The 25,874-nt window shown below is 70.6% G+C and carries 20 protein-coding genes; 7 read left to right on the plus strand and 13 right to left on the minus strand.

Translation table 11 applies throughout. The annotated features are described in order from the left end of the window. Positions 1 to 1,459 precede the first annotated feature (1,459 nt). Positions 1,460 to 2,443, plus strand: coding sequence for a hypothetical protein (locus tag ABTW72_RS06520; protein WP_350855456.1), 984 nt, complete (start codon positions 1,460 to 1,462; stop codon positions 2,441 to 2,443). Between the two features lie 90 nt (positions 2,444 to 2,533). Here the strand turns inward: ABTW72_RS06520 and ABTW72_RS06525 are convergent, their stop codons facing one another. Both ABTW72_RS06525 and ABTW72_RS06530 read right to left on the minus strand, forming a co-directional pair. Continuing rightward, positions 2,534 to 3,535 (minus strand): D-alanine--D-alanine ligase family protein, encoded by a 1,002-nt coding sequence (locus tag ABTW72_RS06525; protein ID WP_350855066.1) that lies wholly within the window; start codon positions 3,533 to 3,535, stop codon positions 2,534 to 2,536. Between the two features lie 7 nt (positions 3,536 to 3,542). Continuing rightward, on the minus strand, positions 3,543 to 4,856 hold the full coding sequence (locus ABTW72_RS06530) for an aminotransferase-like domain-containing protein (RefSeq protein WP_350855069.1): 1,314 nt from the start codon (positions 4,854 to 4,856) through the stop codon (positions 3,543 to 3,545). Positions 4,857 to 5,151: 295 nt separating this feature from the next. Between ABTW72_RS06530 and ABTW72_RS06535 the strand changes: the two genes are divergently transcribed. Then, the gene (locus ABTW72_RS06535) at positions 5,152 to 5,817 is read left to right on the plus strand and encodes a GNAT family N-acetyltransferase (RefSeq protein ID WP_091396576.1); all 666 of its coding nucleotides are present in this window, start codon (positions 5,152 to 5,154) and stop codon (positions 5,815 to 5,817) included. 14 nt (positions 5,818 to 5,831) lie between these two features. On the opposite strand, the gene ABTW72_RS06540 is transcribed toward ABTW72_RS06535, so the two are convergent. The 7 genes from ABTW72_RS06540 to murJ form a co-directional block, all read right to left on the minus strand. Further along, a complete protein-coding gene (locus ABTW72_RS06540) occupies positions 5,832 to 6,995 on the minus strand; it encodes an N-acetylmuramoyl-L-alanine amidase (RefSeq protein ID WP_112624240.1) in 1,164 nt (387 codons plus the stop codon). 171 nt (positions 6,996 to 7,166) lie between these two features. Further along, positions 7,167 to 7,490 carry a thioredoxin gene (gene trxA, locus ABTW72_RS06545; RefSeq protein WP_030331849.1) on the minus strand — a complete coding sequence of 108 codons (324 nt, stop codon included), beginning with the start codon at positions 7,488 to 7,490 and terminating at the stop codon, positions 7,167 to 7,169. Between the two features lie 31 nt (positions 7,491 to 7,521). Continuing rightward, a complete protein-coding gene (gene trxB, locus ABTW72_RS06550; RefSeq protein ID WP_112678106.1) occupies positions 7,522 to 8,472 on the minus strand; it encodes a thioredoxin-disulfide reductase in 951 nt (316 codons plus the stop codon). Positions 8,473 to 8,655: 183 nt separating this feature from the next. Then, a complete protein-coding gene (locus ABTW72_RS06555) occupies positions 8,656 to 9,678 on the minus strand; it encodes an RsmA family anti-sigma factor (RefSeq protein WP_350855073.1) in 1,023 nt (340 codons plus the stop codon). After that, entirely contained in the window at positions 9,675 to 10,385 is a 711-nt protein-coding gene (gene sigM, locus ABTW72_RS06560; protein ID WP_350855459.1) for an RNA polymerase sigma factor SigM, read from the minus strand. The genes ABTW72_RS06555 and sigM overlap by 4 nt, the downstream gene beginning before the upstream one ends. Positions 10,386 to 10,428: 43 nt before the next feature. Further along, complete coding sequence (locus tag ABTW72_RS06565) at positions 10,429 to 12,036, minus strand: protein kinase family protein (protein WP_350855076.1); 1,608 nt, start codon at positions 12,034 to 12,036, stop codon at positions 10,429 to 10,431. Positions 12,037 to 12,481: 445 nt separating this feature from the next. Beyond that, positions 12,482 to 14,233 carry a murein biosynthesis integral membrane protein MurJ gene (gene murJ / locus ABTW72_RS06570; RefSeq protein WP_350855079.1) on the minus strand — a complete coding sequence of 584 codons (1,752 nt, stop codon included), beginning with the start codon at positions 14,231 to 14,233 and terminating at the stop codon, positions 12,482 to 12,484. A gap of 126 nt (positions 14,234 to 14,359) precedes the next feature. On the opposite strand from murJ, the gene ABTW72_RS06575 reads away from it, so the two are divergent. Further along, positions 14,360 to 15,820, plus strand: a complete 1,461-nt coding sequence (locus tag ABTW72_RS06575) for a CCA tRNA nucleotidyltransferase (RefSeq protein ID WP_350855082.1) — start codon at positions 14,360 to 14,362, stop codon at positions 15,818 to 15,820. Between the two features lie 146 nt (positions 15,821 to 15,966). Here the strand turns inward: ABTW72_RS06575 and ABTW72_RS06580 are convergent, their stop codons facing one another. After that, on the minus strand, positions 15,967 to 17,469 hold the full coding sequence (locus ABTW72_RS06580; RefSeq protein WP_350855084.1) for a flotillin family protein: 1,503 nt from the start codon (positions 17,467 to 17,469) through the stop codon (positions 15,967 to 15,969). A 28-nt stretch (positions 17,470 to 17,497) separates the two neighbouring features. Continuing rightward, the gene (locus ABTW72_RS06585) at positions 17,498 to 18,055 is read right to left on the minus strand and encodes an NfeD C-terminal domain-containing protein (RefSeq protein ID WP_373861688.1); all 558 of its coding nucleotides are present in this window, start codon (positions 18,053 to 18,055) and stop codon (positions 17,498 to 17,500) included. Between the two features lie 77 nt (positions 18,056 to 18,132). Between ABTW72_RS06585 and ABTW72_RS06590 the strand changes: the two genes are divergently transcribed. After that, on the plus strand, positions 18,133 to 18,612 hold the full coding sequence (locus tag ABTW72_RS06590) for a methylated-DNA--[protein]-cysteine S-methyltransferase (protein ID WP_350855087.1): 480 nt from the start codon (positions 18,133 to 18,135) through the stop codon (positions 18,610 to 18,612). Between the two features lie 163 nt (positions 18,613 to 18,775). On the opposite strand, the gene ABTW72_RS06595 is transcribed toward ABTW72_RS06590, so the two are convergent. Both ABTW72_RS06595 and ABTW72_RS06600 read right to left on the minus strand, forming a co-directional pair. Next, on the minus strand, positions 18,776 to 19,855 hold the full coding sequence (locus ABTW72_RS06595; protein WP_091396616.1) for an inositol-3-phosphate synthase: 1,080 nt from the start codon (positions 19,853 to 19,855) through the stop codon (positions 18,776 to 18,778). Positions 19,856 to 19,878: 23 nt separating this feature from the next. After that, positions 19,879 to 20,517, minus strand: a complete 639-nt coding sequence (locus tag ABTW72_RS06600) for a PadR family transcriptional regulator (protein ID WP_196920348.1) — start codon at positions 20,515 to 20,517, stop codon at positions 19,879 to 19,881. A 175-nt stretch (positions 20,518 to 20,692) separates the two neighbouring features. Between ABTW72_RS06600 and ABTW72_RS06605 the strand changes: the two genes are divergently transcribed. From ABTW72_RS06605 to ABTW72_RS06615, 3 genes are all read left to right on the plus strand, one after another. Next, positions 20,693 to 21,142, plus strand: coding sequence for a DUF5318 domain-containing protein (locus ABTW72_RS06605; protein WP_091396619.1), 450 nt, complete (start codon positions 20,693 to 20,695; stop codon positions 21,140 to 21,142). Between the two features lie 197 nt (positions 21,143 to 21,339). Beyond that, complete coding sequence (locus tag ABTW72_RS06610) at positions 21,340 to 24,222, plus strand: transglycosylase domain-containing protein (RefSeq protein ID WP_350855091.1); 2,883 nt, start codon at positions 21,340 to 21,342, stop codon at positions 24,220 to 24,222. A 126-nt stretch (positions 24,223 to 24,348) separates the two neighbouring features. Continuing rightward, positions 24,349 to 25,857 (plus strand): glycosyltransferase family 87 protein, encoded by a 1,509-nt coding sequence (locus ABTW72_RS06615; RefSeq protein WP_350855093.1) that lies wholly within the window; start codon positions 24,349 to 24,351, stop codon positions 25,855 to 25,857. The last annotated feature ends 17 nt before the right edge of the window (positions 25,858 to 25,874 follow it).

Below are 25,874 nucleotides of genomic sequence, written 5' to 3' on the forward strand. Positions count from 1 at the left end.
GGCGTCGGGTGACGGGCGCGGCGGGCGGGGCACCGCGATGGGGGTGGTGACGGGCGCGGCGATGGACGACGAGCCCGGCGTCGCGAGCGGTTCACGGGGCGGAGCGGACGCGGCGACGGGCGACGGACGTGGTGGGGTGACTGGCGGCGGTCGCTGAGGTGAGTGCGGGCACCGGTTGATCCGCTACACGCGTCGCAGAAGGCTCCGGGATGGTCGACTCGACCACAACCACCCCCTGCGCCGATCACAGCGCCAGCGAGCCGCTGAGTGGCGCGAAACGACGCCTCCGTGGTCGTCCGAAATGCGGGTCGAGGCTCTCGAACGCGATCATCCTGGCGGAGCGGCAGACTCGCTGCGACCTTGCGGGAGTCCACCCAAGCCGCTGCCGGCCCACCAGGCCGCTGCGGAGCCGCCGCTGCCGGGCCGCCAGGCCGCTAACGAGCCGCCGGCCCGCGTGAACCGGGGTGTACGACGGCAGGCCAGCGCGAGTCCGGCCCCGGACCCCGCCGGGTCGCTTTCGCCGCCCGGCCCCCGGGCCCGCCGGATCGCCTTCGCCGCCCGGCGCGCGGTTTCACGTGAAACCGAGATAGCGGCTCGCTGGCACCGATCGGAACCCTTGGGTCGGGTGACGGTCAAGCGGAGTCGCCTCCCGATCTCAGACGCTCGACGTCGGTGCAGCGGTTCGATCTCCCCGTCCTTCGGCGTCCAGGGCATCCGGGCGTCCAGGGCATCCGGGCGTCCAGGGCATCCGGGCTTCCAGGGGCATCCGGGCATCGGGCCGTCCATGCCGCCGGGGTGTGTGCTGACACGGTCCGCGAACGAGCCAAGCCGTCACCGCCGAGGTGTGCCAAATGAGCCAGCGGGCGGTCGTCGGCGGCTGGGCACCGCGCGCCGGCGTCGGCATGCGGAGCCGATCCGAGCTCCCGTCCAATTCCGCCGCCAGTAGTCATCGAACCCGCCGATTTGGCCGGTCGCGGACAACGACCGACCGGTCGAAAAGTTATCCACACCGGTTGTCCACAGGCACCCCCCGTTTCACGTGAAACAGCGCGTGGGAGCGGGTGCGAGCCTGTGGATGACGGCCTGTGTTCAGGATCTCGGCAGCCTGTGGATATCGCCTCTCGACGCCCCGCGCGACCACGCGGACCCGGTCGGCGGTGGGTGGCGATCCCGTGGCCCGGGACCGCTCGAACAGGTAGGGACAGCGGTGCCAGACTCGGTTAGGGTCAGCGTCGTGCACGACAACCCTCCCTCAGTCCCGGACTTCACCCAGTGGCCGTCATTTCCCTTCGAGGGTGACCTCCACGTGAAGCAACTCGATGATCCGGTCCCGGTCGAACCGCCCCGGAAGGGCGAGGGTCTCCGGGAATGCACCGCCTGCAACGCACCCGACGACGCCTACATCTGGGTGGGTGAGCGGTGGCGGGTCCGCGCCATGGACCGGCCCACCGGCCTGCCCATGGTGCTCATCCTGGAATCGCGCACCCACCTCGACCTCGGCGACCTGCCGAACCTGCTGGCCGCCGAGCTGGGGGTGATGACCGTACGTCTGGAGCGGGCCATCCGGTCGCTCGACGGCGTGGCACGGGTGCACGTCAATCGCTGGGGCGACGGCTCTGCTCATCTGCACATGTGGTTCCTCGCCCGTCCGTACGGCCGCCTTCAGCTGCGGGGCACGTTCCTGTCCCTGTGGGACTCGATCCTGCCGCCGATCTCCGAGGCGCAGTGGCGGGAAAATCTGGCGCTCGTCGCGGCCTGGCTCGCCGAGTTCGGTGGCCGTCCGCTCGCCGAGCCACCCCGCATCCAGTGGCAGGCGCCGTCCAGTCTGCTGGCCCAGTCCGCTGCCGCCGATGCCGCTGCCGCAGCGGAGGCTGCCTCAGCGGCAGCAGCCGGGACGGAGGCGGTCTCGGTCATCGAGGCGGCAGAGGAGATCCCGGAACCAGCGCTCGACTCCACCCCCGATCCGACCGACGTCGACAGCGGGCCCCGGGCTGAGCCGGTCGTGGACCGGGACGCCGGTGCCGGCTCGACGACGACCACCGGCACCGACCGCGCGGCTGAACCCACTCGTCCGGTCACGATCAACGGTCCGGCGACTGAACCCGGTCGGACGGCATCCGCCACCAATCTGCCCGGCATCCCGACCTCCGGCACCCGGGACTCCACCGCCGCAGCACTCGGCAGCACAGCGTCCGGCAGCGCCACGACGACGGCCACAGACGGACTCCACGTCGCCCCGGTGGAGACGCCTACCGGCGGGTCCCACGACGGCCCGGCGAGCGAAAGCGCCGACGCGGCTGGTTCCGCCAACCCGGCCGCCTTCGACCTGGCCGACGGGGGCGCCTCCGCAGAGGCAGTCAGCAAGACCGCCCCCGAGAAGGACGCCGGCACGGCCGGGCGCACCAACGGCAGCGACACGCCCGACGTACGCGCGACCCACTGATCTGGAACCGACCATGAGGTTGACCCCGACAGGCCAACCTCATGGTCGTCCGGCGGGTGGCCCGCAGGGCCGAGCGGGTTGGCGGGTAGCTCAGTGCTTGGTGAGGCGGGCGGCTGCTCGGGCGACCAGCGTGCCGAGGAGTCGGCCGAAGTCCAGCCCGGCCGCCTGCACGGCGAGCGGAAGCAGTGACGTCTCCGTCATCCCCGGCGAGACGTTGACCTCCAGCACGTGCGGCTGCCCGGCCGCGTCCACGATCACGTCGACGCGGGAGAGATCCCGTAGACCGAGCGCGGTGTGCGCGGCGAGGGCCACGTCAGCGACCGTGGTGGCCACCTCCGGGTCCAGCCGGGCCGGGGCGTGCCAGGTGGTGCGCCCTGCGGTGTAGCGGGCGGCGTAGTCGTACACGCCGTTGCGCGGCACGATCTCCACCGGCGGCAAGGCCTGCGGGCCGTCGCCGAGGTCGACGACGGAGACTGCCACATCCATCCCCGGCACGTACCGCTCCACGAGCGCCGTGGAGTAGTACGCGAAGCAGCCGACCATCGCGGCGGGCAGCGCGGCGGCGTCCCGGACCACCGCCCCGCCGAGCCCGGACCCGCCCTGCGCCGGCTTCACCATCAGGGGTACGCCGAGACGGTCGACGATCCGGTCCAGCACGGCGACCGCGCCGAGCTCGGAGAAACGATCGTGCGGGAGCGCCACCCAGTCGGGAGTGGGAATGCCGGCCTCGCGGAGCACCGCTTTGGCCGAGGGCTTGTCCCAGGCGACCCGGGAGGCCCGAGCGTCGCAGCCGACGTACGGGACGTCGCACAGATCCAGCACCCCGCGCAGTGAGCCGTCCTCGCCGGTCGCGCCGTGCAGTGCGATCACCACCGCGTCCGGCGGGTCGGCCGCGAGCGACGGTAGCAGCGCCACGTCCGCGTCTCGCAGCTCGGCCTCCACCCCGACGGCGCGCAGCGCGTCGAGCACCCGACGACCGGAGCGCAGCGACACGTCCCGTTCGTAGGAGAGCCCACCGGCGAGCACCACCACGCGCAGGTCGGCCGAGATGGCGGAATCGGTCACGAGGAGGCGCTCGGCGGTCGTACCCATGCCGGCATCATGCCAAGTCGGGCCCGGGCACGTCGGAGCCGGCCCGGCCGCGTCGGCCGGCGGCACCACCCACGGCACCGAAGACCCGGCGCATCGCGATTTCCTGCTCCATCACACCGGCCAGTCGGCGGACGCCTTCGCGGATCCGCTCCGGCGGCGGGAAGCTGAAGTTGAGCCGCATGGCGTCGGTGCCGGTGCCGTCGGCGTAGAAGCCGGTGCCGGGAACGTAGGCGACCCGGGCGGCGACCGCTCGCGGCATCATGGCCTTCGAGTCGAGCCCGTCGGGCAGGCTGGCCCACACGAAGAGACCGCCGGCCGGGGTGGTCCAGCTGGTGCCCTCGGGCATCAGGTCGGCCATCGCGTCGAGCAGGGCGTCCCGGCGTTCCCGGTAGACCTCGCGATAGACCTTGAGCTGCTGCCGCCAGGGCATCGTGCTCAGATAGGTGGCCACCGCCGCTTGGGCGTAACCGCTGGGGCAGAGGATCTGCGCCTCACTGGCGATGACCAGCTTGTCGCGGACCGCGTGCGGCGCCAGGATCCAGCCGACCCGCAGCCCGGGGGCGAAGGTCTTGGAGAAGGTGCTGAGGTAGAAGACGCCGTCGCGGCGGCGGGCCCGCAGGGGAGCCGGGGCCTCACCCTCGAACCCCAGCTGGCCGTACGGGTCGTCCTCGACGACGAGCAGGCCGGCGCGCTCACAGATGTCGAGCACCCGTTCCCGGCGCTCCTCGCTGAGCGTCACGCCGGTCGGGTTCTGGTACGTGGGGATCGTGTAGAGGAACTTGACCCGCTGGCCCGCGCGGGCGAGGTCGGCGATGGCCGTCTCCAGCGCCTCCGGGATCAGCCCGTCCTCATCCATCGGTACGTGGACGACCTGCGCCTGGGCGGCCTGAAACACGCCGAGCGCACCGACGTACGTCGGCCCCTCGGCGAGCACCACGTCACCCGGGTCGAGGAAGAGCCGGGCCACCAGGTCCAGTGCCTGCTGCCCGCCCACGGTGACGACGACGTCCTCGGGGGAAGCACCGCACGCGGCGTCGATCCCGGAGAGTGACATCACCTCGCAGATCCGCTCGCGCAGCTCGAGGGTGCCCTGACCAATGCCGTACTGAAGGGTGGTCACGCCGTGTTCCGAGCCGAGCCGGCCGAGCATCTCGCCGACCGCGTCCAGCGGAAGGGCCGCGATGTACGGTGCGCCGCCGGCGAGCGAGACGACCTCCGGACGACTTGCCACCGCGAAAAGTGCTCGGATCTCGGAGGCGGTCATCCCGCGTACCCGCCGGGCGTACCGGTCGGTGTAGTCGTCGAGTGTCGTGCCGGTCATGACCTCACCTCGATCGCTGCTCGAGTGGCTCCCGCCCCGGGTACCCCGCACACCGCTGACCATGGCGGCGGACACACCGATTGTCGATCCTAGTCCGCCGGAGTCGTGCTGCTGCCGTGCCGAGGCAGATCGACCACATGGCGGACCGTCCTCGGCGTCCCCCGTTGCGGTGGGCATCTGCGCGTCCCCTCCCGTATCGCCGATCGGCGGCGTACGATCGCTCGTCGGGGGCAGGAAGGCGGCGCTGTCGTTCCATGCCGGTCTCACCACCGAGCCTATTGTGGGGATGCGCCATATGTCGCGACGTCTGGTCAGCCTGACCCTCGACACGTTGGAAGACCTCCCGCGCCCGTGCCGGCAGTGCGTCTACTGGGAGCTCGATCCGGTTTCCGCGGACCGGGCCTGCGCCGCTGGCGATCCGGGCCTGGAGAAGGAGGCGTGGGTCTCGCAGACGCTGCTGGAGTGGGGCTCCTGCGGCAAACTCGCGTACGTCGACGGCATGCCGGCCGGCTTCGTGATGTACGCCCCGCCCGCCTACGTGCCCCGTTCGATGGCGTTCCCGACCTCACCGGTCTCCGCGGACGCGGCACTGTTGATGACGGCCAACGTGGTCGCCGCGTTCTCCGGCGGTGGGTTGGGCCGGATGCTGGTGCAGGGTGTCGCCCGGGATCTGACCAAGCGTGGGATCAAGGCGATCGAGGCGTTCGGCGACGCCAAGTTCGGCGACGCGGACGACCCCGCCGGCGGTTGCGTGGCTCCGGTCGACTTCTTCCTCTCCGTGGGCTTCAAGACCGTACGTCCGCATCCGCGCTTCCCTCGGTTGCGTCTTGAGCTGCGTACGGCGCTGAGCTGGAAGTCCGACGTCGAGTACGCGCTGGAGAAGCTGCTCGGGTCGATGAGCCCCGAGACCCTGCTCCGGCCGGTCCGTCCGGCCCCGGCCACCCGCTCCACCAACGGCTGACGCCCGGCGGCGAATCAGTCCACCACCGTGCCGGCGGTCACCACCGCACGCAGTTCGCTGACGTCGAGCGATCCGGTCGGGACGTCTCGTTCGATCGGGTAGTACATCCGCTGCACCGCGGCGACGATCGCTTCCACCACCCGGTCCCGGAACCGGGGGTCGACGAGGTGGGCGCGGTCCGTCGGCGAGGTGAGGTAGCCGACCTCGACCCGGACGGCGGGCATCCGCGTCAGTCGCAGCAACTCCCACGTCTTGGCGTGGGTACGGCAGTCCCGCAGCCCGGTGCGGGCGACGATCTCCCGCTGCACCAGCCCGGCCAGGCGTTCGCCGGTCGCCGAGGTCACCCCGTTGTCGGTGCCGTAGTGGTAGGTCGCGACGCCCTCCGCATCCGGGTTGGCGTGGCCGTCCAGGTGCAGCGAGATGAACACGTCGGCGCCGAGCGAGTTGGCGAGCAGGGCCCGGTCGGTGTCCGGCAGGCAACTGTCGGGCGACGGGCCCCGGGTGAGCTGCACCCGCACCCCGGAGGCGGCGAGTCGCCCCTCCAGTCGGCTGGCCAGGTCGTGCACCAGGTCCGCCTCGGTCCAGCGCAGCGAGCCGTCGGGCACCACCATCCCGGGGTCGGTGCCGCCGTGCCCCGGGTCGATGACGACCGTCTTGCCGACCAACGCCGGCCCGGACTGTCGGATCGCGTCGGATTCGCGGAGCCACTGCGGGCGGCCACCGACCACCTTGCGGCCGATCCGGCGGAGCGCGTTCATGGTGTGTGGGCCGCAGGATCCGTCCGGGGTGAGCCCGACCTCACGCTGGAACTGGGCCACCGCCCGCGACGTCCGGACGCCGTAGATCGCGTCCGCGCGGCCCACGTCGTACCCCATCTCCAGCAGTCGTTCCTGTAGCGACCGGACATCCTCGCCGGTGAGCGGCTCGGGGACCGCGTGGTAGAGGGTGCGGGCGCCGAGGCGCCAACGGGCGGCATCCAGGGCTCGCCAGGTCTCCGCGCCGACCCGGCCGTCCACACTGAGCCCCCGCGACTGCTGGAACGCGCGGACCGCCCGCTCGGTGTCGAGGTCGAACTCGTCGCTCTGCGGGCCGGCGGCGGCCAGCAGTTCGAGGCCGGTCAGGATGGTACGGATCTCCGTGACCGCGGGTCCCCGGTCACCGGGTCGGATCGGACGCACGCACGACCCCCTCTGCACGACGCTGGCTGGCCGGGCGGCCCAGGCTTGAGGCTATGCGCTCCGGGGCGGCGAGGTGGCTGGGCCGAGAAATACGTCGGCGGTACGGCCGAGAAGACGCCAAACCCCGTACCCGGCGAGCGGGTACGGGGTTCGGGTTGACGTTTCTGCTGGTCAGAGGGCCGATTCGATGAGCCGGACCAGCTCGCCCTTCGGCTTGGCACCGGCGATCGACTGCACCGGCTGGCCGTTCTTGAAGACGGTGAGCGTCGGCACCGACATCACCCGGTAGGCCCGGGCGGTCTCCGGGTTCTCGTCGATGTTGAGCTTGACGATGGTGACCTGGTCACCCATCTCCCGGGCGATCTCCTCGAGCAGCGGCGACACCTTGCGGCACGGCCCGCACCACTCCGCCCAGAAGTCCACCAGCACCGGCTTGTCGGCCTGCAGCACGTCAGCGACGAAGCTCTTGTCGGTGACCGCCTTGGTTGTTCCCACTATGCCCCTCCTCCGGGATGTGTTCCTTGTTTCAGCTGAGCGTCGCGATGAACCGCTCGGCGTCGAGCGCGGCGGCACAACCGGTGCCGGCCGCGGTGATCGCCTGACGGTAGGTGTGGTCGACCACGTCGCCGGCGGCGAAGACACCGGGCACGTTGGTGCGGGTGCTCGGGGCGTGAACCTTCACGTAGCCCTCGTCGTCCAGCTCGACCTGGCCCTGGAACAGCTCGCTGCGAGGGTCGTGACCGATGGCGACGAAGACGCCGGTCACGTCCATCACCTTGGTCTCGCCGGTGTGCACGTTGCGGACGCGTACGCCGGTGACCTTGCCGTCCTCGCCGAGGATCTCCTCGACGGTGCTGTTCCACTCGACCTTGATCTTCTCGTTGCTCAGCGCCCGGTCGGCCATGATCTTGCTGGCCCGGAACGAGTCGCGGCGGTGGATGATGGTCACCGACTCCGCGAAGCGGGTGAGGAAGGTGGCCTCCTCCATCGCCGAGTCGCCGCCGCCGACGACCACGATCTGCTGGTTGCGGAAGAAGAAGCCGTCACAGGTGGCACACGCGGAGACGCCGTGGCCCAGGAATTCCTGCTCACCGGGCACGCCCAGCGGACGCCAGGCCGAACCGGTGGAGAGAATGACGGATCGCGCCCGGTAGGCGGTCTCGCCGACCCAGACGGTGCTCACCGCGCCGGAGCCAGCGTCGCCGGTGTCCACCAGCTCGACCCGGGTCACGTCGTCGGTGAGGAACTCGGCGCCGAACCGCTCGGCCTGCTTGCGCATGTTGTCCATCAGCTCGGGGCCGAGGATGCCGTCGGCGAAGCCGGGGAAGTTTTCCACCTCGGTCGTGGTCATCAGCGCGCCACCGGACTGCACGCCCTCAATGATCAGCGGCTTCAGGTTGGCACGTGCGGCGTAGACCGCCGCTGTGTAGCCGGCCGGCCCGGAGCCGATGATGATCAGGTTGCGGACCTCGTCCACTGCCGTCTCCCGAGTTGTGTGTGTTCGGCGTCGGCGCGAGCACCGATGCTGATCCGAGTCGCCGACGCCTGGGTGGGGCCGGCAGCTGACTTCCAGAACGTCATCGTACGAACCGGGGATTCCCGAGCCGGGCATCCGGTGGGTCAGGTCACGTGGGGGGTCATCGTGCCATTGACCGTGGATTCACCCTACCCGCGCCGAATACCGGCTGTCCGAGCCGGACCCAGGCACTCCGCACTCCGGGCCACTCACCCAGGCCCACCGGGCGCCGGTCGCGTCGGTGAAGTGGATGACCAGCGCCTGATCGCCCTGGAAACGCGCGTAGTCGATCACCTCGACCACCAGTGGGGCCGATCCGTGCTCCGTCGCGACGCTGGCCAGACAGCTGGTCAGCGCGGCCTCGTCGGTCAGCCGAGCCAGCTGGTCCGACCCGTCGGGAAAGGGACGGCGCCCGCCCTCGGCATCCACCTCCGGCTGCCCGCCCGGAGTATTGCCGGTCGCCCGGCTGGCAGCCGGTGTGCCTGGCGCGTCCGTGCCGTAAGCGTTGCCCAGGGTCTGCGGGGTGTAGTTCGTACCACTGCGCAGTGCCGGCCCGGTGGTGCGGGCCGTCCCGGCTCCCGCGACGCCCTCCGGAGCGCTCGCCGGCTGGTTCATGGCGTTGGTGTCAGCGGAATCGTCCGACGCCCGCATCGAGAGCTGGTTGAGGCCCAGCGCGACGGCGATGACGGCGATCGCCGCGGCGGCCACGGGCGCGCCACGGCGGGCCCAGCCGCGCTGGCGGCGGCCCGGACCGGTGGACGCCTGGCGCCCCGACCCGCCGGGCGTGGCGGCGGGAGGCCGGCGACCGGCCCCGCCCTGCGCCGGTACGACCGGCGGCGTCGCCGCGTCGCCGGCCCGATCGACGCTGGGCGCGCCGGCGGGTGCCTCCTCGGCCGAGGGTTCGGTCGTCGGCTCTGCGGCGGCCAGCGCAGCCAGCAGTCGGTCGGTGATTGCCGACGGCATCTCCGGCGACGGCTCGGCCCAGCGGGTCAGGTCCGTCCGGACCTCGGCCACGGCGGGGGCCAGCAGCGCGTACGCCTCGGCCCAGGACTGGTCCGCAGAGACCAGTTGGGCGACCTCGTCCTGCTGCGGGGTGCCGTCCAACGCCCCGCCGAGGTAGTCAGCGAGCAGGTCGACGTCGACCTCCCGGAACCCCTCGGTCGTCACGTGTCCTCCTGGTTGGCGTCCCGCCGATACCGGCCTGACCCCGATCCGACGCCCTCCACCGGGCCGAGGTTCCCCGGCGTGACGCCGGGCACGTTGGTGATCGGGGCGGCAGGCTCCGGTCGGGCCGAACGCGTCGCGACGGCGGCGGGACGGAGATGCCCGAGCAGCACGGCCAGCCGCGCCCGGCCCCGGGCGCACCGGCTCTTCACCGTGCCCTCGGCGACGCCGAGGATGCGGGCGACCTCGGCGACCGGATAGCCCTGAACGTCGACCAGCACCAGCGCCGCGCGCTGCTCAAGGGGCAGCGCGGCGAGCGCCTCGCGGACCACCAGCACGGTGTCGTGGTCCGTCACCGGTGCCGCCGGCTCAAGCCCGCCGGTGCCGTCCTCGGCCCGGTTGCCGTCCGGCAGCGGCACGGTGGGGTGCGCCTGCCGGCGTCGGATCCGGTCGAGGCAGGCGTTGACAACGATCCGGTGCAGCCAGGTGGTGACGGCGGAGTCGCCGCGGAAGCGGGCCGCCGCCCGATGCGCCGACAGCAGGGCGTCCTGGAGGGCGTCGGCTGCCTCCTCGCGGTCGCCGAGCGTCCGCAGGGCCACCGCCCACAACCGGTCCCGGTGCCTGCGGAACAGTTCGGCGAAGGCGTCAGGGTCTCCGGCGACGTGCGCGCGCAGCAGCTCCAGGTCCTCTGCGGCGGCGCGCCCGTCCATCACCGCGTCCAGCGAAAGCGGTGCCCGGCTCGTGGTGCCCGGCTCACGACCCCTGGACCGTAATTTCCTGCACCCCCAGCTTGAACCCGTTCTCGGAGGGCGGCAGCTCGGTGATCCAGAACAGCAGGTACCGGTATTTCTGGTCGGCGTCGAAGCCGTTGAACGTCATGGTGGTGCCGTCGTGGTCCTCGAACGGCTGGCCGATGGCGGTCTTGTAACTCGCCACCAACTGCTTGTCACCGCCGGAGTTGGACGGCGGGTTGGTAGTGCCGGCGAGCAGCTGGGCGGACGCGCCGGTGGCCGACAGCACTGCCTGCACCGACTTGACGGTGTGCGGCTGGCCGAGGTCGATCCAGACGCCCATGCCCTTCTTCAGGTTGCCGAAGTTGGGCCTGTTCTCGTAGGTCTCGGTCTCCCAGCCCTTGTCCTCGTCGCCGTCGATGACCTTCTCGGCGTCACGGACCTCGCTGCGATTGCTGCTGTCCGGGTCGATGATCCGGACAGCCTTCACGGTCAGCTTGCGTGCCGTCACGGCGGCCGGGGTGGCGTCGCCGGCCGGGGCGCTGGAGGTTGGCGCGGCGGCCGGGGGGGACTGCGGGTCCTTGTCGTCGCCGCCCAGCGCGATGATCCCGATCAGCAGACCGACCAGGGCGACGGCCAGCAGGCTGGCGATGCCGACGGCGACCTTGCGGCCCCCGGCCGCGGCCAGCGGCGAGGGCTCCTCACCGGTTTCGGCGGCGAACCGCAGCGGCCCGCTGTTGTCGAGGTAGTGCTCATCCTCGGCCGGCACGTCCAGTCGCGCCAACTCGGCGGCGAGCACGTCGGAGGACGGCGGCGCGATCTCGGCGTCGAGCAGGTCCATGGTCAGGTCGTCCAGGTATGCCGGAACGCCCGCCCGCACCTGGCGGGGGGCGGCGATGGCACCTCCGGCGTCCCGAACAGCGTCCGGAATGGCGGCGCGGCCGTGGCCGGCGGTGGCGCCGCGCAGTGGTGCCTCGGCGTGCGGCCAGGAGCCGGTCAGCGCGAAGTAGAGGACACCGCCGACCGCCCGGATGTCGTTCTCCTGGCTGTCGGCGCCGTCGGTGCGGGCGTCGGCAAGGACCACCCGGCCCTCATCGCTGATCATGACGGTGCCGGGGTGGACGTTGCCGTGCACCATGCCGGTGGCGTGCACCGCGGCGAGCGCGCTCGCGACGGCGTTGCCGATCGCGGTGGCGCGGGCCGGATCCAGGGGGCCGTCGGTCGCCAGGTCCCGCAGGGACTGCCCGTCGACCCACTCGCGCACCACGTACGCCCGGTCGGCCTCGTCGATCGCGTCGTAGACGCCGACCAGGTTGGGGTGGATGACCCGACTGGCCGCGACGGCGGCCTGAAGCATCTCGGTGGCGGAGTCGCCACCCGGGTAACGGAGCACCACGGCAACGGGACGGCGCAGGATGACGTCGACCCCGCGCCAGACCAGCCGACCCGCACTGTCGTTGTTGATGTGCTCAACCAGTTCGTACCGCTCGGCGAGGACTTCACCGGCCGTGGGAGCACCGAAGGTCATGACCGGAGGAGCGCTTTCGTCCGCCTCCTGACCCTCGCCGACCTGGGTCACCCGTCCTCCCTCGGTGATCGTGTCGATCGATGAACCCGAACTGCTGGGCATGTGGCTTCCCGCTCTGCCGTTGAAGGAACCGGCCGACCGGTGTCGACGCCCAGCGTCGGCCCCTGCCGTACCCGTCGAGAGCGACCTTACCCGGCTTGCCCGTCTCTCCGACATGTCATCTTCCCGCCGTACCTGGCGGGGTTCCGGCAGTCGAAGCGCTCGTCCGGTTACGACCGTTGTCAGCCACGTTGCTGGCACATGTACTAGCTAATCTACGGCTTCACCGCAAGTGACCGACGCCGGGGCTGGGCTGGCGTGGCGCTCGCGCTGCCTCGTACTTTCCCACCGATCGGGTCGCCACCCTCAGCCGTACGGCTGGTTATCCACAGGCCGAAGCGGCGGTTGACCGGCGAATCGCGGAGTTATCCACAGGTGCGTCCCCAGCCTGGTGATCCGTAGTCACGGTCCGTATGAATGTCAACTTGTTGTAATCAGATGCTGCCGCTCAGCGACCGAGGCGTCGGCGAACCATCCCGACCACCTCGGTGATCTCGCCGATCTTCAGCAGCATGGCCAGACCCAGGTAGGTCCCGCCGATCACCACGCCACCGATCACGAGCTGCACGACGGCCTGCATCCAACTTGGCCTGTCGCCGCCAGGCAGAAGACTCACGACGAGAAGGCCGACCAGGGCGGCCCCCAACGCGGCGACCGCCACCCGACCGAGCGTGCGCAGGATGGCACCCATCCCGATCCGGCCCACACGGGGCCGAAGCAGCCATGCGGAGGCGAAGGCGGCGGCCAGGTAGGACACGGCGTTGCCGATCATCATCCCGGCTGCGGCGAAGTGGGCGGCGAAGGCGACGTAGAGCACCACCTGCACGCCGATCCGCAGGGCGACCACCGGGATGTTGATCAGCGCCGGGGTGCGGGTGTCCGGCAGGGCGTAGAAGGCGAAGGTGAAGAGTTGGCTGATAGCGAACGGCACCAGTGCCAGCGCCGCCAGGAGCAGCACCAGCGAGGTGTCCGCCGCGTTCTCGTCGGTGAACGCGCCGTAGCGGAACAGCGTCACGGCCAGCGGAGTCGCCAGTACGGCGTAGCAGACCGCGATCGGGGCGAGCACCGCCGAGACGGTGCGCGTGCCCCGGGACAGGTCGGCGGCGACGTCGGAGTACCGGCCGTCGGCGGCGGCCGCGCTCATCCGGGGCATCAGTGCAGTGATGATCGATACGGCGATGATGCCGTGCGCCATCATCAGCAGCAGGAACACGTTGTTGTAGATCAGCGGGCCGGCAGCGTTCTCCTTGCCGGCCCGGTTCAGCAGGTTGAACAGCACGATCAGGCCGACCTGGCTCACCGCGACGTAGCAGAACATCCAGCCGCCGAGACGCCCCAGCTCCCGTAGCCCGAGGGTGCGGAAGTCGAACCGGAACTTCCACCGGAAGCCGACCTTGCGCAACGCCGGCAGAAGGCCGGCAGCCTGGATCGCGACGCCGAGCAGGGTGCCGCCGCCGATCAGCAGAATCCGGCCGGGGGTCATCTGGTCGGGCCGGACGATCTCGGCCCCGAAGATCGCGATATACAACCCGGCGGTGGCGATCACCACGATGTTGTTGAGGATCGGCGCCCACATCGGCGCGGCGAAGTGACCCCGGGTGTTGAGCACCGCGCTGATCAACGCACTGAGACCGGTGAAGAAGATCATCGGCAACATCAGGTATGACAGCGCTGTGACGAGCTCCCGGAAGTCGGTCCCCGTCTTCTTGCTGGCGTAGAGCGACGTCAGCACCGAGGCGAACGCGACCGCGATCAGCGCCGCCACGGCGAGGGCCAGCACCGCCAGGGTCAGCAGCCGCTGGGCGTACGCCTGCCCGCCGTCGGTGTCGATCCGGCGTCGACGGACCAGCACCGGTATCAACACGCTGGTGAGGATGCCGCCGAGCAGGAACTCGTAGACCATGCCGGGCAGGATCTGCGCCGTGGTGTACGCGTCACCCACCAGCGCCCCACCCAGCGCGGCGGTCAACGCCAACGTACGCAGGAAGCCGGTACCCCGGCTGACCAGGCTGCCGATCGCCATCACCGCGCTGTTGGCCGCCGCGCTCGCCTCGCCCACCTGCTCCTGCGGCGGCGCGGTCGACTCCATGGCCGGCTGGTTCAGCGGCTCGGCGGAGATGAAGGTGGCGCCGTCCCCGGGACGGACACCGGGGCCGCCATCGTTCGCGGCGTTGGCGCTGCGGTAGAGCCCGCCGCTCATCTCCAGCCTCCCAGGGGTACGTCGAGTCGGACACCGACCCGCACGCCACAGACCATAGTCAACCCCCACCCGTTACCCGCGCCCGGCGGATCGGATCACACCCCGGCCCGATAAGCTGGCGATCCCATGTCCGAAGCCTCCGCTCCTCACGCCGCCGACCGCCGCGAACTCACCGCCGCGCAGCGCAACGCCGTCGCCGAACTGCTCCGGGTGTCCCCGGTCGCCGACGAGTTGGGCCAACGCTTCGTCCGCGCCGGTCACGAGTTGCACCTGGTGGGCGGTTCGGTGCGGGACGCCCTGCTCGGTCGACTCGGGGACGACCTCGACTTCTGCACCGACGCGCACCCCGACGAGACCCTGCGGATCATCAAGGGCTGGGCCGAGTCGATCTGGGAGACCGGTCGGGAGTTCGGCACCATCGGCGCTCAGCGCGACGGCCTCCGACTGGAGATCACCACTTTCCGCGCGGAGTCGTACGACCAGGTCAGCCGCAACCCGGTGGTGGTGTACGGCACCAGCCTCGACGAGGACCTGAAGCGGCGCGACTTCACGATCAACGCGATGGCGGTCAGCCTGCCGGACCACCGGTTCACCGACCCGCACGGTGGGCTGGACGATCTTTCGGCCAAGGTGATCCGTACCCCGAGCACGCCTGGTGAGTCGTTCGGCGACGACCCGCTGCGGATGCTGCGGGCCGCCCGGTTCGCCGCGCAGTTGCGTTTCGCCGTGCACCCGGACGTGCACCTGGCGATGACCGAGATGGCCGCCGACCTGGACCGGATCACCGCCGAGCGGATCCGCGACGAGTTCACCAAGTTGCTCTGCGGCGCCGACCCGATCACCGGGCTGCGGCTGCTGGTCGACACCGGGCTGGCCGAGCGGTTCCTGCCGGAGCTGACCGGTCTGAAGCTGGAGATCGACGAGCACGCGCAGCACAAGGACGTCTACGAGCACACGTTGACGGTCGTCGAGAACGCGGTCTCCTACGAGGAGGAGGGCTGCGACTTCATCCTGCGGATGGCCGCCCTCCTGCACGACGTGGGCAAGCCGGCGACGAAGGCGGTCGGGTCCGACGGCCGGGTCAGCTTCCACCACCACGAGGTGGTCGGGGCTCGGCTGACCAAGGCCCGGATGAAGGCGATGCGCTACCCCAAGGACGTCACCGCGCAGGTGACCGCGCTGGTCGCGCTGCACCTGCGCTTCTACGGGTACGGGCGGGGCGAGTGGACCGACTCCGCGGTGCGCCGCTACGTCGCCGACGCCGGTGACCTGCTGCCCCGCCTGCACAAGCTGACCCGCTCGGACTGCACGACCCGCAACCGGCGCAAGGCCGCCCAGCTCGCGGCCGACTACGACGCGTTGGAGGATCGGATCGCCCGGATCGCGGCCGAGGAGGACCTGGCGCGGGTCCGACCCGACCTGGACGGCAACGCGATCATGGAGCTGCTCGGCGTACCGCCGGGGCCGGTGGTCGGGCGGGCGTGGAAGCACCTCAAGGAGCAGCGCCTGGAGCACGGCCCGCTGGACCGTGACGCCGCCGAGGCGGAGCTGCTGCGCTGGGCCCGCGCCGAGGGCCTGATCCCCTAAAGCCCCGCCCCGCCCCGCCCCGGCCCCGCCCTGCGCGATCTTGCACTTCCTGCTGCGACATAAAGGGGCATTGTGCCCTTATCGACAACCGAAACTGCAAGATCGACGCGGTAGGGCGGGGTGGGGAACGCCGTTTGCGTGTTGGATCAGCGCGTTTCCACGGACGCGGCACCGTTGCCGGCCGGAGCGGACGCCGAGCCGAGCCGAGCCAGCAGGCCGGGCAGGTCGATCCCGGTGAGGTCGCTGCCGAGCTGAAGGCCCTGGGCCACGTTGCCGGCCACCGACTTCGTGAGCGACGACGCCCCGTCGGTGGAGATCACGGTCATCTTGTCGATCGCCCCGATCGGCGCACTGGCCGCCTCGACGACCTGCGGCAGCACCTTGACCAGCAGGTCCAGCACGGCCGCCTCTCCGTACGCGGCGAACGCCTCGGCCTTGCGGGCCATCGCGTCGGCCTCGGCCTCACCCTTGGCGAGGATGGCCGCGGCCTCGGCCTGGCCTTCCCGCTCCACGGCCTCGGCGATGGCGGAGCGTCGCCGCTGCTCGGCCTCACCTTCCTTGGCACCCTCGATGGCGTTGGCCTCGGCGAGCGCGGCCCGGCGGGCCCGCTCACCCTCACCGGTGAGGCGGGCCTGCTCGGCGGAGGCCTGCGCGGCGGCGATGACGGACTGACGCTGCGCGTCGGCATGCAGCACCGCCGCGTTGCGGGACGCCTCGGCCTCCTGCTCCACCTTGTACCGGGCCGCGTCGGCCGGCTTGCGAACCTCGGTGTCTAGTTGGCGCTGCTTGAGCTCGGCGTTGCGCTCGGCCACCTTCTGCTGTTCGGAGAGGATCGCCTGGTCCCGCTCGGCCTGGGCGAGGGGTCCGGCCGCCGCTGACTTCGCCTTCGCCGCGTCGATCTCGGCCTGGATGCCGGCCTGCTTGAGGGCCAGGTTGCGGTTCGCCTCGGCGATGGCCTCCTCGGCGAGCAGCCGCTCCTGCTCGGCCTGCTGCCGGGCCCGGGCCTCGGCGATCGCCGCGTCCTTGAGCACCCGGGCGGCCTCGGGGCGGCCCAGGTCCTGAAGGTAGGAGCCTTCGGCGAGGATGTCCTGGAGCTGGAAGGTGTCCAACACCAGACCCTGGTTGGTCATCGAGTGCTCGGCCTCCTCGGCGACCGCGCTGGCGAACGCCGCCCGGTCCCGGATGACCTCCTCGACCGTGAGTCGGCCGACGATCGAGCGCAACGCGCCGGCCAGCACCTCCCGGGTGAAGTTGTCGATCTCGTCCTGCTGGTGCAGGAACCGTTGTGCGGCGGCGCGGATCGCGTCCTCGGTGCCGCCGACCTTGACGATCGCCACTCCGTGCAGGTCGGCGCGGATGCCCTGCTTGCTGACGGCGCCCCGGATGCCGACGTCGATCCGCCGGCTGGACAGGTCGAGCGACTGGAGCTTCTGCACCACCGGCAGCACGAACACCGAGGCTCCCAGCACGACCTTCTGCCCGGAGTTGTCGGTGGACCGCCCGCCGTCGGCGGTCTGGGTGGTGCGGCCCTTGCGACCGGTGACGATGAACGCCTCGTTCGGGCCGGCCACCTTGATCCGGGAGAGCACGAAGAGCACGAGGATGAGCGCGAGGAGGACCGCGCCACCGATGGCGATGAGTAGGGCCATATGAGGAGTCCCGTCTATGAGGGGGAGATCAGTAGGTCTCTACGTGCACGCTGGTCTCGCTGAGTGCCTGCACGACGAAGACCTGGGCGCCGATCGGGATCGGCTGGTCCGCGCGGGCGCTGAGCTTGACCGGTTGGCCGGCGAGGCGAATGCGGACCTCGCCGTACCCGTTGGCCGGCACCGGGGTGACGACCAGGCCGAGCGCGCCGACCAGGTCGTCGCGGGTGGGGGTGGGGTCGGTGCGCATGTTCCGCGCCGCCCGGCTCAGTCGCGACGCCAACCAGCCGGTGGGCACGGCCGCGAGAACGCCGCCGGCCACAGCCCCGACGACCATGCCAGGTGTACGTGCTCCGAGCAGCTCGTTGACGATGGCCGCGCCGAACCCGAACGCCCCGGCGAAGCCGGCGACCGTCTCGACCGAGATCGGGCCGTCCACGTCGGCGTGCCCGAACTGGAACAGCTCGGTGCCGAGCAGGGCGAGCGCGAGCACACCGATGCCCGCCCCGCCGATGATCAGAAAGATGAGCGTCCCCGTTGCCACGACCTTGACGGTATCGACGCCGCGCAACGCCGAACGGCCTGGCAGGGCGGGTCGGGAGGGGCGCTCAGCCCGACGCTGGTGGCCGCGCCGGCGAGAGAGTCCGCGTCGGGGAGAATAGGTGGATGCGCTGGGCCGTGCTCGACTCACCGATCGGTGAGTTCTCCGTCGCCACCGACGGCACGAGCGTCCGCGGTGCCCATTTCGGCCGGCTAGAGGCGGCCACCGACGAGCCCGACGACGCGCTGTCCCGGCAGGCCGTCGACGAGCTGCGGGCGTACTTCGCCGGTGAGCTGACCGCGTTCACCGTCCCGGTGTCGGTGCCGCGCGGCTCTGACTTCGAGCGCGCCGTGTGGCGGGAGATGACGCGGATCCCGTACGGGGAGACGCTGACGTACGGCGAGGTGGCGCGCCTGGTCGGCGATCCCGGAGCGGCACGGGCCGTGGGAGTGGCCTGCAACCGCAACCCGGTCCCGGTGATCGTGCCGTGTCACCGGATCGTCGGGGCGGGCGGCAAGCTGGTCGGCTTCGGTGGGGGCCTGCCCCGCAAGGTCACGTTGTTGGAGCTGGAGGCCGGGGTCGCGCTGCGACGCGCCTGGTCGTGACCCGTCCCCGTGGCGGGCGTCCCCTCCCGGTGGGGGCGTTACCCGGCGCTGGGCGACCCCCGGGCGACGATGCGCGGCCGAGGAGGTCGGGCCGGGTGCGGGACGGTGGAAGGGCCGGGTCCGCACGGACCCGGCCCTTCCACGTGCTTAGCGATTCAGCGCGTCAGCGCGTGACCTCACCGGCGATGAACTCCTCGACGGCCTGGTGGGCGTCGTGGTCGGCGTACTGCACCGGCGGGGACTTCATGAAGTACGACGAGGCCGACAGGATCGGGCCGCCGATCTTCCGGTCCAGGGCGATCTTCGCGGCCCGGACCGCGTCGATGATGACGCCGGCCGAGTTCGGCGAGTCCCACACCTCGAGCTTGAGCTCGGCGTTGAGGGGGGTGTCACCGAACGAGCGGCCCTCCAGGCGGATGTACGCCCACTTGCGGTCGTCCAGCCACGGCACGTGGTCCGACGGGCCGATGTGCACGTCGCTCTTGCTCATCTCGTGCGGGATCTGCGAGGTGACCGACTGGGTCTTCGAGATCTTCTTCGAGACCAGCCGCTTGCGCTCCAGCATGTTCATGAAGTCCATGTTGCCGCCGAAGTTGAGCTGGTACGTGCGCAGCAGCTCGACGCCGCGGTCCTCGAAGAGCTTCGCGAGGGCGCGGTGCACGATGGTGGCGCCGACCTGGCTCTTGATGTCGTCACCGACGATCGGCAGGCCCGCGTCCTCGAACTTCTTGGCCCACTCGGGGTCGGAGGCGATGAAGACCGGCAGGGCGTTGACGAACGCGCAGCCGGCGTCGATCGCGGCCTGGGCGTAGAACTTGGCGGCCTGCTCGGAGCCGACCGGCAGGTAGCAGACGACGACGTCGACCTGCGCGTCGCGCAGGGCCTGCGCCACGTCGACCGGGGTGGCGTCCGACTCCTCGACGATCTCGCGGTAGTACTGGCCCAGACCGTCGAAGGTCGGACCGCGCTGCACGCTGACGCCGGTCGGCGGCACGTCGCAGAGCTTGATGGTGTTGTTCTCGCTGGCGACGATCGCCTCCGCGAGGTCCATGCCCACCTTTTTGGCGTCCACGTCGAATGCCGCGACGAACTCCACGGCGTTGACGTGGTAGTCGCCGAAGGCGACGTGCATGAGACCCGGGACGCGGTCGTTCGGGTTGGCGTTCCGGTAGTACTCGACGCCCTGAACCAGGGACGAGGCGCAGTTACCCACACCGACGATGGCGACGCGGACGGAGCCCATAGCGTCTGCCTCCTTCTTTTCTGTCACGGCCGCTCATTCCTGGTCTCTCCAGGCGGAGGCGGGCTGTTGTCTTCTCGTCGGCCGCCGGCTGTCCCGGTGTTCGGGACCGTCGGGGCTCGGCCGGAGCGCTCGTTGGCGATGAGCTCCTCCAGCCAGCGGACCTCGCGCTCACAGGCATCAAGGCCGTGGCGCTGCAGTTCCAACGTGTAAGCGTCGAGGCGCTCGGCCGCCCGGCCCAGCACGTCACGAAGCCCTTCGCGACGCTCCTCGATCTTGCGGCGGCGACCCTCCAGAATGCGCAGTCGGGTCGCCTGGTCGGTCCGGGCGAAGAACGCGAAGTGCACCCCGAAGCCCGTGTCGTCGTACGTCTCGGGCCCGGCCTGTGCGATCAGCTGGGCGAAGCGTTCCTTGCCTTCCGCGGTGATTTTGTAGACCACCCGACCTCGTCGGCTGGTCAGCGCGGGAACCTCCTCGGCAGTGGCGGGTGTCTCAGCAGCCTCGGTGATCCATCCCGCCGCCTGCAGCCTGCGTAGCGTGGGATAGAGCGAGCCGTAGCTGATCGCCGCCCGGATCGCGCCGAGTTTGGCGGTCAGCTCCTTGCGCAGCTCATAGCCGTGCATCGGAGACTCCTGCAGGAGGCCGAGGATGGCGAACTCGAGCACTGGCCACCCTCTCTTTACCCTCCGGCGTGGAGTGGTAACCGCCGCGATGTATCGGACCGATACATCGCACGTTAGCGGGTCGTGCGAGCCAGGGCAAACCCCCGTTCCGAGATGCTGTCGTCACGGATTGTGAGCGTGGTCGCCTGGTCGGGCCGGACCGCGTACCCTTCTCCGCATGCGTACGCAGCGCCAGGTCGTCGACTACTCGCTTCAGAAGCGAGCAGTGCTGCGTGAGCTCCTGGCCGGACGAGTCGGCACGTACGACGTCTGCGACGCGTCGCCGTACCTGAAGAACGCCGCTCGGTTCCACGGTGAGCCGACCGACCGGCGCTGCCCGATCTGCCGCAGCGAAAACCTGACCCTGGTCCACTACATTTACGGTGACGAACTCAAGCAGTCCGCCGGACAGGCTCGGACACTGACCGAGTTGCCCGTACTGGCGATGACGCTGCGTGAGTTCCAGGTCTTCGTGGTGGAGGTGTGCCTCGGTTGTGACTGGAACCATCTCGTCGAGCAGTACCTGCTCGGCCGGGACGGTCTGACCGGCGACAGCGACGGCATCAGCGAGCAGGACGCGGCGGGCGCCGGAGGCGCCGGTCGGCGGAGGCGAGAGGCGCAACGGTGATCTCAGCTGGTTGGACCGGCCCCGGGGCCGTAGACGAAACCCGGGACGGCCGACCACTTGTTGGCCCGATTGGCCCGATTGATACGGCAATGACCCCGGTCGGCTGGCACCCCCGTGCCGGCGCCCCGGGTGAAGCAACTCACGGCAACCCGGTGGCGGCGCAGCCGCGCCCCACCGCGACCGGCAGGGTGTGAGGAATGAACTCGTACGGCGATCCCAGTTCTGCGCGCGGACGGACCCAGCACACGGGTCCAGACGGTGACCCCGGGCCGGGCGCGGACGACGCGTACCGCCGACCCGGCGGTGATTCCGGCGGGAGCGGCTGGTCAGCCTCGGACCGAGGCGCGGCAACCCCAGGCCGGGCCTCGGTGACGCCGCGGGCCGCCGGTGGTCGCGCCACGGTCGGCGGTTCCGCCTCGGTGCCGCCGCGTGGCAGCGCGGCCGCCGGGTCCGCCTCAGTGGGTTCGGCAGCGAACGGTCGGTCCGGTCGAGCCTCGGTGCCGGTGTCGCCGGCACCGAGTGTGGCCGCTGGCCGCGCTGGCGCCGGTCGGGCCTCGGTGCCCGTCTCCCCGGCGCCGGCGGGTCGGGCCTCGGTCGGTGCCGCCGCCGTCGGTGCGGCCTCGGTCGGCACCGCCTCGGCGGGCCGGGCCAGCGTCGGCTCCGCATCGGTCGGTGGTCGTGCGGCGGTCGCGCGGGCGAGCGTCTCACCGGTCTCCGGTGGGCCGGGCGGCCCTGGGGGTCCCGGTGGTCCGGGCGGGCCGGGCGGGCCCGGTCGGGGCGGCCGTGGTCCGGGTGACTCGGGCGCCGCGCGGGCAAAGAAGCGCAAGCGGATGAACCTGCTGATCGCCGGGTTCGCCGTCTTCATCATGCTCGCCGGCATCGGCGTGGTCGGGTTCACCTACTACTCGACCAACGTGGTCATGCCGAACGAGATGCCGCTGCCGCTGTCCACCACCGTGTACGCCAAGGACGGCAAGACGCAGCTCGCCAAGCTGGGCAGCGAGAACCGCACCTTCGTGACGATCCAGCAGATCCCGCAGCACGTGCAGGACGCGGTCGCCGCCGCGGAGGACCGGAACTTCTACCGGCACTCCGGCGTCGACTACAAGGGCATCGTCCGGGCCGCATGGAACAACGTCTCCAACGGCGACAAGCAGGGCGCCTCGACGATCACGCAGCAGTACGCCCGCAACGCGTTCGAGAACCTCAAGGACGACACGTACGGCCGGAAGGTGAAGGAGGCGATCCTCGCCTCCAAGCTGAACGACAAGTACGACAAGCCGACGATCATGCAGCACTACCTGAACGTCATCTACTTCGGTCGCGGCGCGTACGGCATCGAGGCGGCGGCACAGACCTACTTCGGCAAGCCGGCCATCAAGCTCACTCCCGCCGAGGGCGCAGTGCTGGCCGCGCTGATCAAGCAGCCGCAGGCGACCGACACCCACAGGGGGTACGACCCGGCGGTCAACCCGACCGACGCCAAGACGCGGTGGGACTACGTGATCGACGGCATGAAGAAGGAGGGCTGGCTGGACTCCCCCAACCACCCCCCGGCGCCCACCGAGTACCCGAAGGCGCTGCCGCCCAAGAAGGACGGCGTCGGCTTCGGTGTCGACAGCCCGCGCGGCAACGTCATCAACTACGTCCGCCAAGAGATGGACGAGATGGATCTCTGCTCCGACAGCGGCGCGGAGGGCAAGACGAGCTGCGTCGACGCGCTGCGGGACGGCGGCTACCGGATCACCACCACCATCGACCCGAAGCTCCAGGCCGCCGCGGAGAACACCGCGATGCAGTCGAAGAAGGGCTCCGAGCTCAACGACCAGCCGAAGAACCTGATGGCGGCGGTGGTCTCGATCGACCCGAAGATGGGCCGCGTGCTCGCCTACTACGGCGGTGACAGCGGTGCCGACTTCGACTACGCCGGCAAGAACATCGACAAGAACGGCGACCTGACCGGTGGGCACCAGCCGGGTTCGTCGATGAAGGTGTACACCCTGGCCGCCGCCATCGAGGCCGGCATCTCGGTCAAGTCGCACTGGGACCCCACGCCGTACAAGCCCAAGGGTTCCGCGGTGGCGATCGGTAACGCCAACCGCACCAACCTCAAGTGCGGCAAGTACTGCACCCTCGAAGAGTCGACGGTCCAGTCGTACAACGTGCCCTTCTACTGGGTCGCCGACACGATCGGCGCGGACAAGGTCGTCGACATGGCCCGGAAGGCCGGCGTGACCACGATGTGGGGCGTCGACCCGCCGCAGGCCTTCGACCTGTCGAAGAAGGGGCCGAAACCGTTCGACAACTACACCGGTTTCGGCAAGTACCCGATCACCGTGTTCGACCACGCGAACGCCATGGCCACGTTCGCCAACGACGGCAAGTACATCAAGGCCCACTTCGTCGTCAAGATCGAACAGCAGGACAAGGCCACCGGTAAGTGGAAGGTCGTCGGCAGCGAGCGCATCAAGCCGGAGCAGCGGATCCCCAAGAAGATCACCGACGAGGTCACCGGCGTCCTGAAGCAGATCCCCCGGCCCAACAACATCTCCCTGGAGAACGGCCGCCAGGCCGCCGCCAAGACCGGCACCTGGGAGTACGACGACAAGGACAACTCGCACGCCTGGACGGTCGGCTACACCCCGCAGAACGCCACAGCGGTGTGGGTGGGCAGCCGGGATCCGAGGAAGCCGCAGATCAGGCTCGCCAGCGGTAAGGACATCGGCGGTTCGACGCTCCCCGGCCCGATCTGGGAGAAGTACATGAACACCGCCCTCAAGGGCCAGGAGGAGATCCCCCTGCCCAGCGTCACCGGCGAGGGTGACGTCACGAAGGGCAACGGCAAGGAGCCGCCGCCACCGCCGCCGACCAACCCGGGGGGTCAGCCCGGGCAGGGCACCCCCTGCAACCCGCTGATCGATATCTTCTGCAACCCCGGGGGCAACAATCCTGGCGGCGGCAACCCCGGGGGCAACCCCGGCGGTAACCCCGGTGGCAACCCTGGCGGTAACCCCGGCGGCGGCGGCACAGGTGGTGGCGGCGGCGGGCAGTTGCCCAGCCTGCCACCCAACCGGGACTGACCCGCACCAGCGCACCACGCCGCCGCCGGCCGGACGACCTGTCCCGGCCGGCGGCGGCGTTTTCGTACCCGGAACTCCGCGCCGCGACGGGACGGGCACCCCCGTCGTACGGCAGGATGCCTCTTCATGAGCACCCAGTCGACGCCCGGCATCGACGACGCCGGAACCACCGATCACCCGTCCCGCTCCGACGGGTTCGTCCGCGGCATCTCCAGCGTCATCGGCGGGCCGCTGGGCGACCACGCGACAGCGGTGGACCGGCCGGCCGGTCGGGAGCGTCGCTTCTGGACCGCCGTGCGGATCGTGCTGGCGATGGCGTGCCTCACGCTCGCGCTGCACTGGGTGCAGAAATCGCCCTGCCAGGACGGCGCCTGGCAGAACAACGTCCAGTACACCCGGTTCTGCTACACCGACGTCCTCGCCCTCTACTACGCCGAAGGGCTCAACGAGGGCAAGGTGCCCTACCGCGACCACCCGGTCGAGTACCCGGTGCTGACCGGCTACTTCATGGGAGCTCTGGGCCTGCCGGTGCACGCCATCGGTGATGGCGACCCGAGCATCAACCAGGGCCAGTGGTTCTACAACCTCAACGCGCTGGTGCTGGGCGCGCTCGCGGTGGCCACGGTCGCGGTGATCCTGGCGTTGCGCCGCCGACGACCCTGGGACGCGGCGATGTTCGCACTCGCCCCGGCGTTGGTGCTCACCGCCACCGTCAACTGGGACCTGCTCGCCATCGGGCTGGCCGCCTTCGGCCTGCTGGCCTGGGCTCGAAAACGACCGGCGGTGGCCGGAGTGCTGCTCGGGTTGGCCGGCGCGGCGAAGCTCTGGCCGCTCTTCCTGCTCGGGCCGATCCTCATCCTGGCGCTACGGGCCGACCGGGTTCGTGCCGCGCTCATCGCCATCGGGACGGCGATCGCGGCCGTGGTGCTGGTCAACCTGCCGGCCGCCCGCGCGTACCCCGAGAACTGGGACCGGTTCTTCGAACTGAACACCACCCGGCCGATCGACTGGGGCACGCTCTGGTACATCGGCCGCTACCTGGACGGCAAGGTCGGCAACGACCCCGCCAACCTCGGCCCGTTCGAGTGGCTCAACGCCAACATCCCGACCCTCAACACCGTCTCGTACGCGCTGTTCGGGCTGGCCTGCCTCGGCGTCGCGGTGCTGGCACTGCGGGCGCCGCGCCGACCGCGGCTGGGTCAGCTCGCCTTCCTGGTGGTTGCCGCGTTCCTCATCTTCAGCAAGGTCTGGTCGCAGCAGTTCGTCCTCTGGCTGCTCCCGCTGGTGGTGCTGGCCCGACCGAAGTGGGGCGCGTTCCTGGCCTGGCAGATCGCCGAGGTCTGCTACTTCGTCGCCTTCTACGGGGAACTGCTCGGCGCGGCAACCAGCCGTCCGGTCTTCCCGGAGGGGGTGTTCGTGCTGGCCTCGACGCTGCGACTGGCCACTGTGGTGGTGCTCTGCGTGTTCGTCGTCAAGGAGATCCTGCACCCCGACCAGGACGCGGTGCGGGCCACCTACCCGGACGACCCGGACGGTGGCGTTCTCGACGGCGCCCCGGACGCCCCCTGGATAGACCGCTGGCGCCGCAGAGAGACGAGCAGTGAACCGCAACCCGAGCCCGTCCCAACCACCTGACCCACAGCCCAAAGGTC

Origin of the sequence: Micromonospora sp. NPDC127501 (assembly GCF_040302185.1) — a bacterium.
Classification (GTDB): Bacteria; Actinomycetota; Actinomycetes; order Mycobacteriales; family Micromonosporaceae; genus Micromonospora.

Bases quoted from the DNA above. Each gene is read 5' to 3' on its own strand.
- ABTW72_RS06520 (WP_350855456.1), top strand. From the start codon at position 1,460: ATGGTGCTCATCCTGGAATCGCGCACCCACCTCGACCTCGGCGACCTG.
- ABTW72_RS06525 (WP_350855066.1), bottom strand. From the start codon at position 3,535: ATGGGTACGACCGCCGAGCGCCTCCTCGTGACCGATTCCGCCATCTCG.
- ABTW72_RS06530 (WP_350855069.1), bottom strand. From the start codon at position 4,856: ATGACCGGCACGACACTCGACGACTACACCGACCGGTACGCCCGGCGG.
- ABTW72_RS06535 (WP_091396576.1), top strand. From the start codon at position 5,152: ATGTCGCGACGTCTGGTCAGCCTGACCCTCGACACGTTGGAAGACCTC.
- sigM (WP_350855459.1), bottom strand. From the start codon at position 10,385: ATGGACGGGCGCGCCGCCGCAGAGGACCTGGAGCTGCTGCGCGCGCAC.
- ABTW72_RS06565 (WP_350855076.1), bottom strand. From the start codon at position 12,036: ATGCCCAGCAGTTCGGGTTCATCGATCGACACGATCACCGAGGGAGGA.
- murJ (WP_350855079.1), bottom strand. From the start codon at position 14,233: ATGAGCGGCGGGCTCTACCGCAGCGCCAACGCCGCGAACGATGGCGGC.
- ABTW72_RS06575 (WP_350855082.1), top strand. From the start codon at position 14,360: ATGTCCGAAGCCTCCGCTCCTCACGCCGCCGACCGCCGCGAACTCACC.
- ABTW72_RS06580 (WP_350855084.1), bottom strand. From the start codon at position 17,469: ATGGCCCTACTCATCGCCATCGGTGGCGCGGTCCTCCTCGCGCTCATC.
- ABTW72_RS06590 (WP_350855087.1), top strand. From the start codon at position 18,133: ATGCGCTGGGCCGTGCTCGACTCACCGATCGGTGAGTTCTCCGTCGCC.
- ABTW72_RS06595 (WP_091396616.1), bottom strand. From the start codon at position 19,855: ATGGGCTCCGTCCGCGTCGCCATCGTCGGTGTGGGTAACTGCGCCTCG.
- ABTW72_RS06605 (WP_091396619.1), top strand. From the start codon at position 20,693: ATGCGTACGCAGCGCCAGGTCGTCGACTACTCGCTTCAGAAGCGAGCA.
- ABTW72_RS06610 (WP_350855091.1), top strand. From the start codon at position 21,340: ATGAACTCGTACGGCGATCCCAGTTCTGCGCGCGGACGGACCCAGCAC.
- ABTW72_RS06615 (WP_350855093.1), top strand. From the start codon at position 24,349: ATGAGCACCCAGTCGACGCCCGGCATCGACGACGCCGGAACCACCGAT.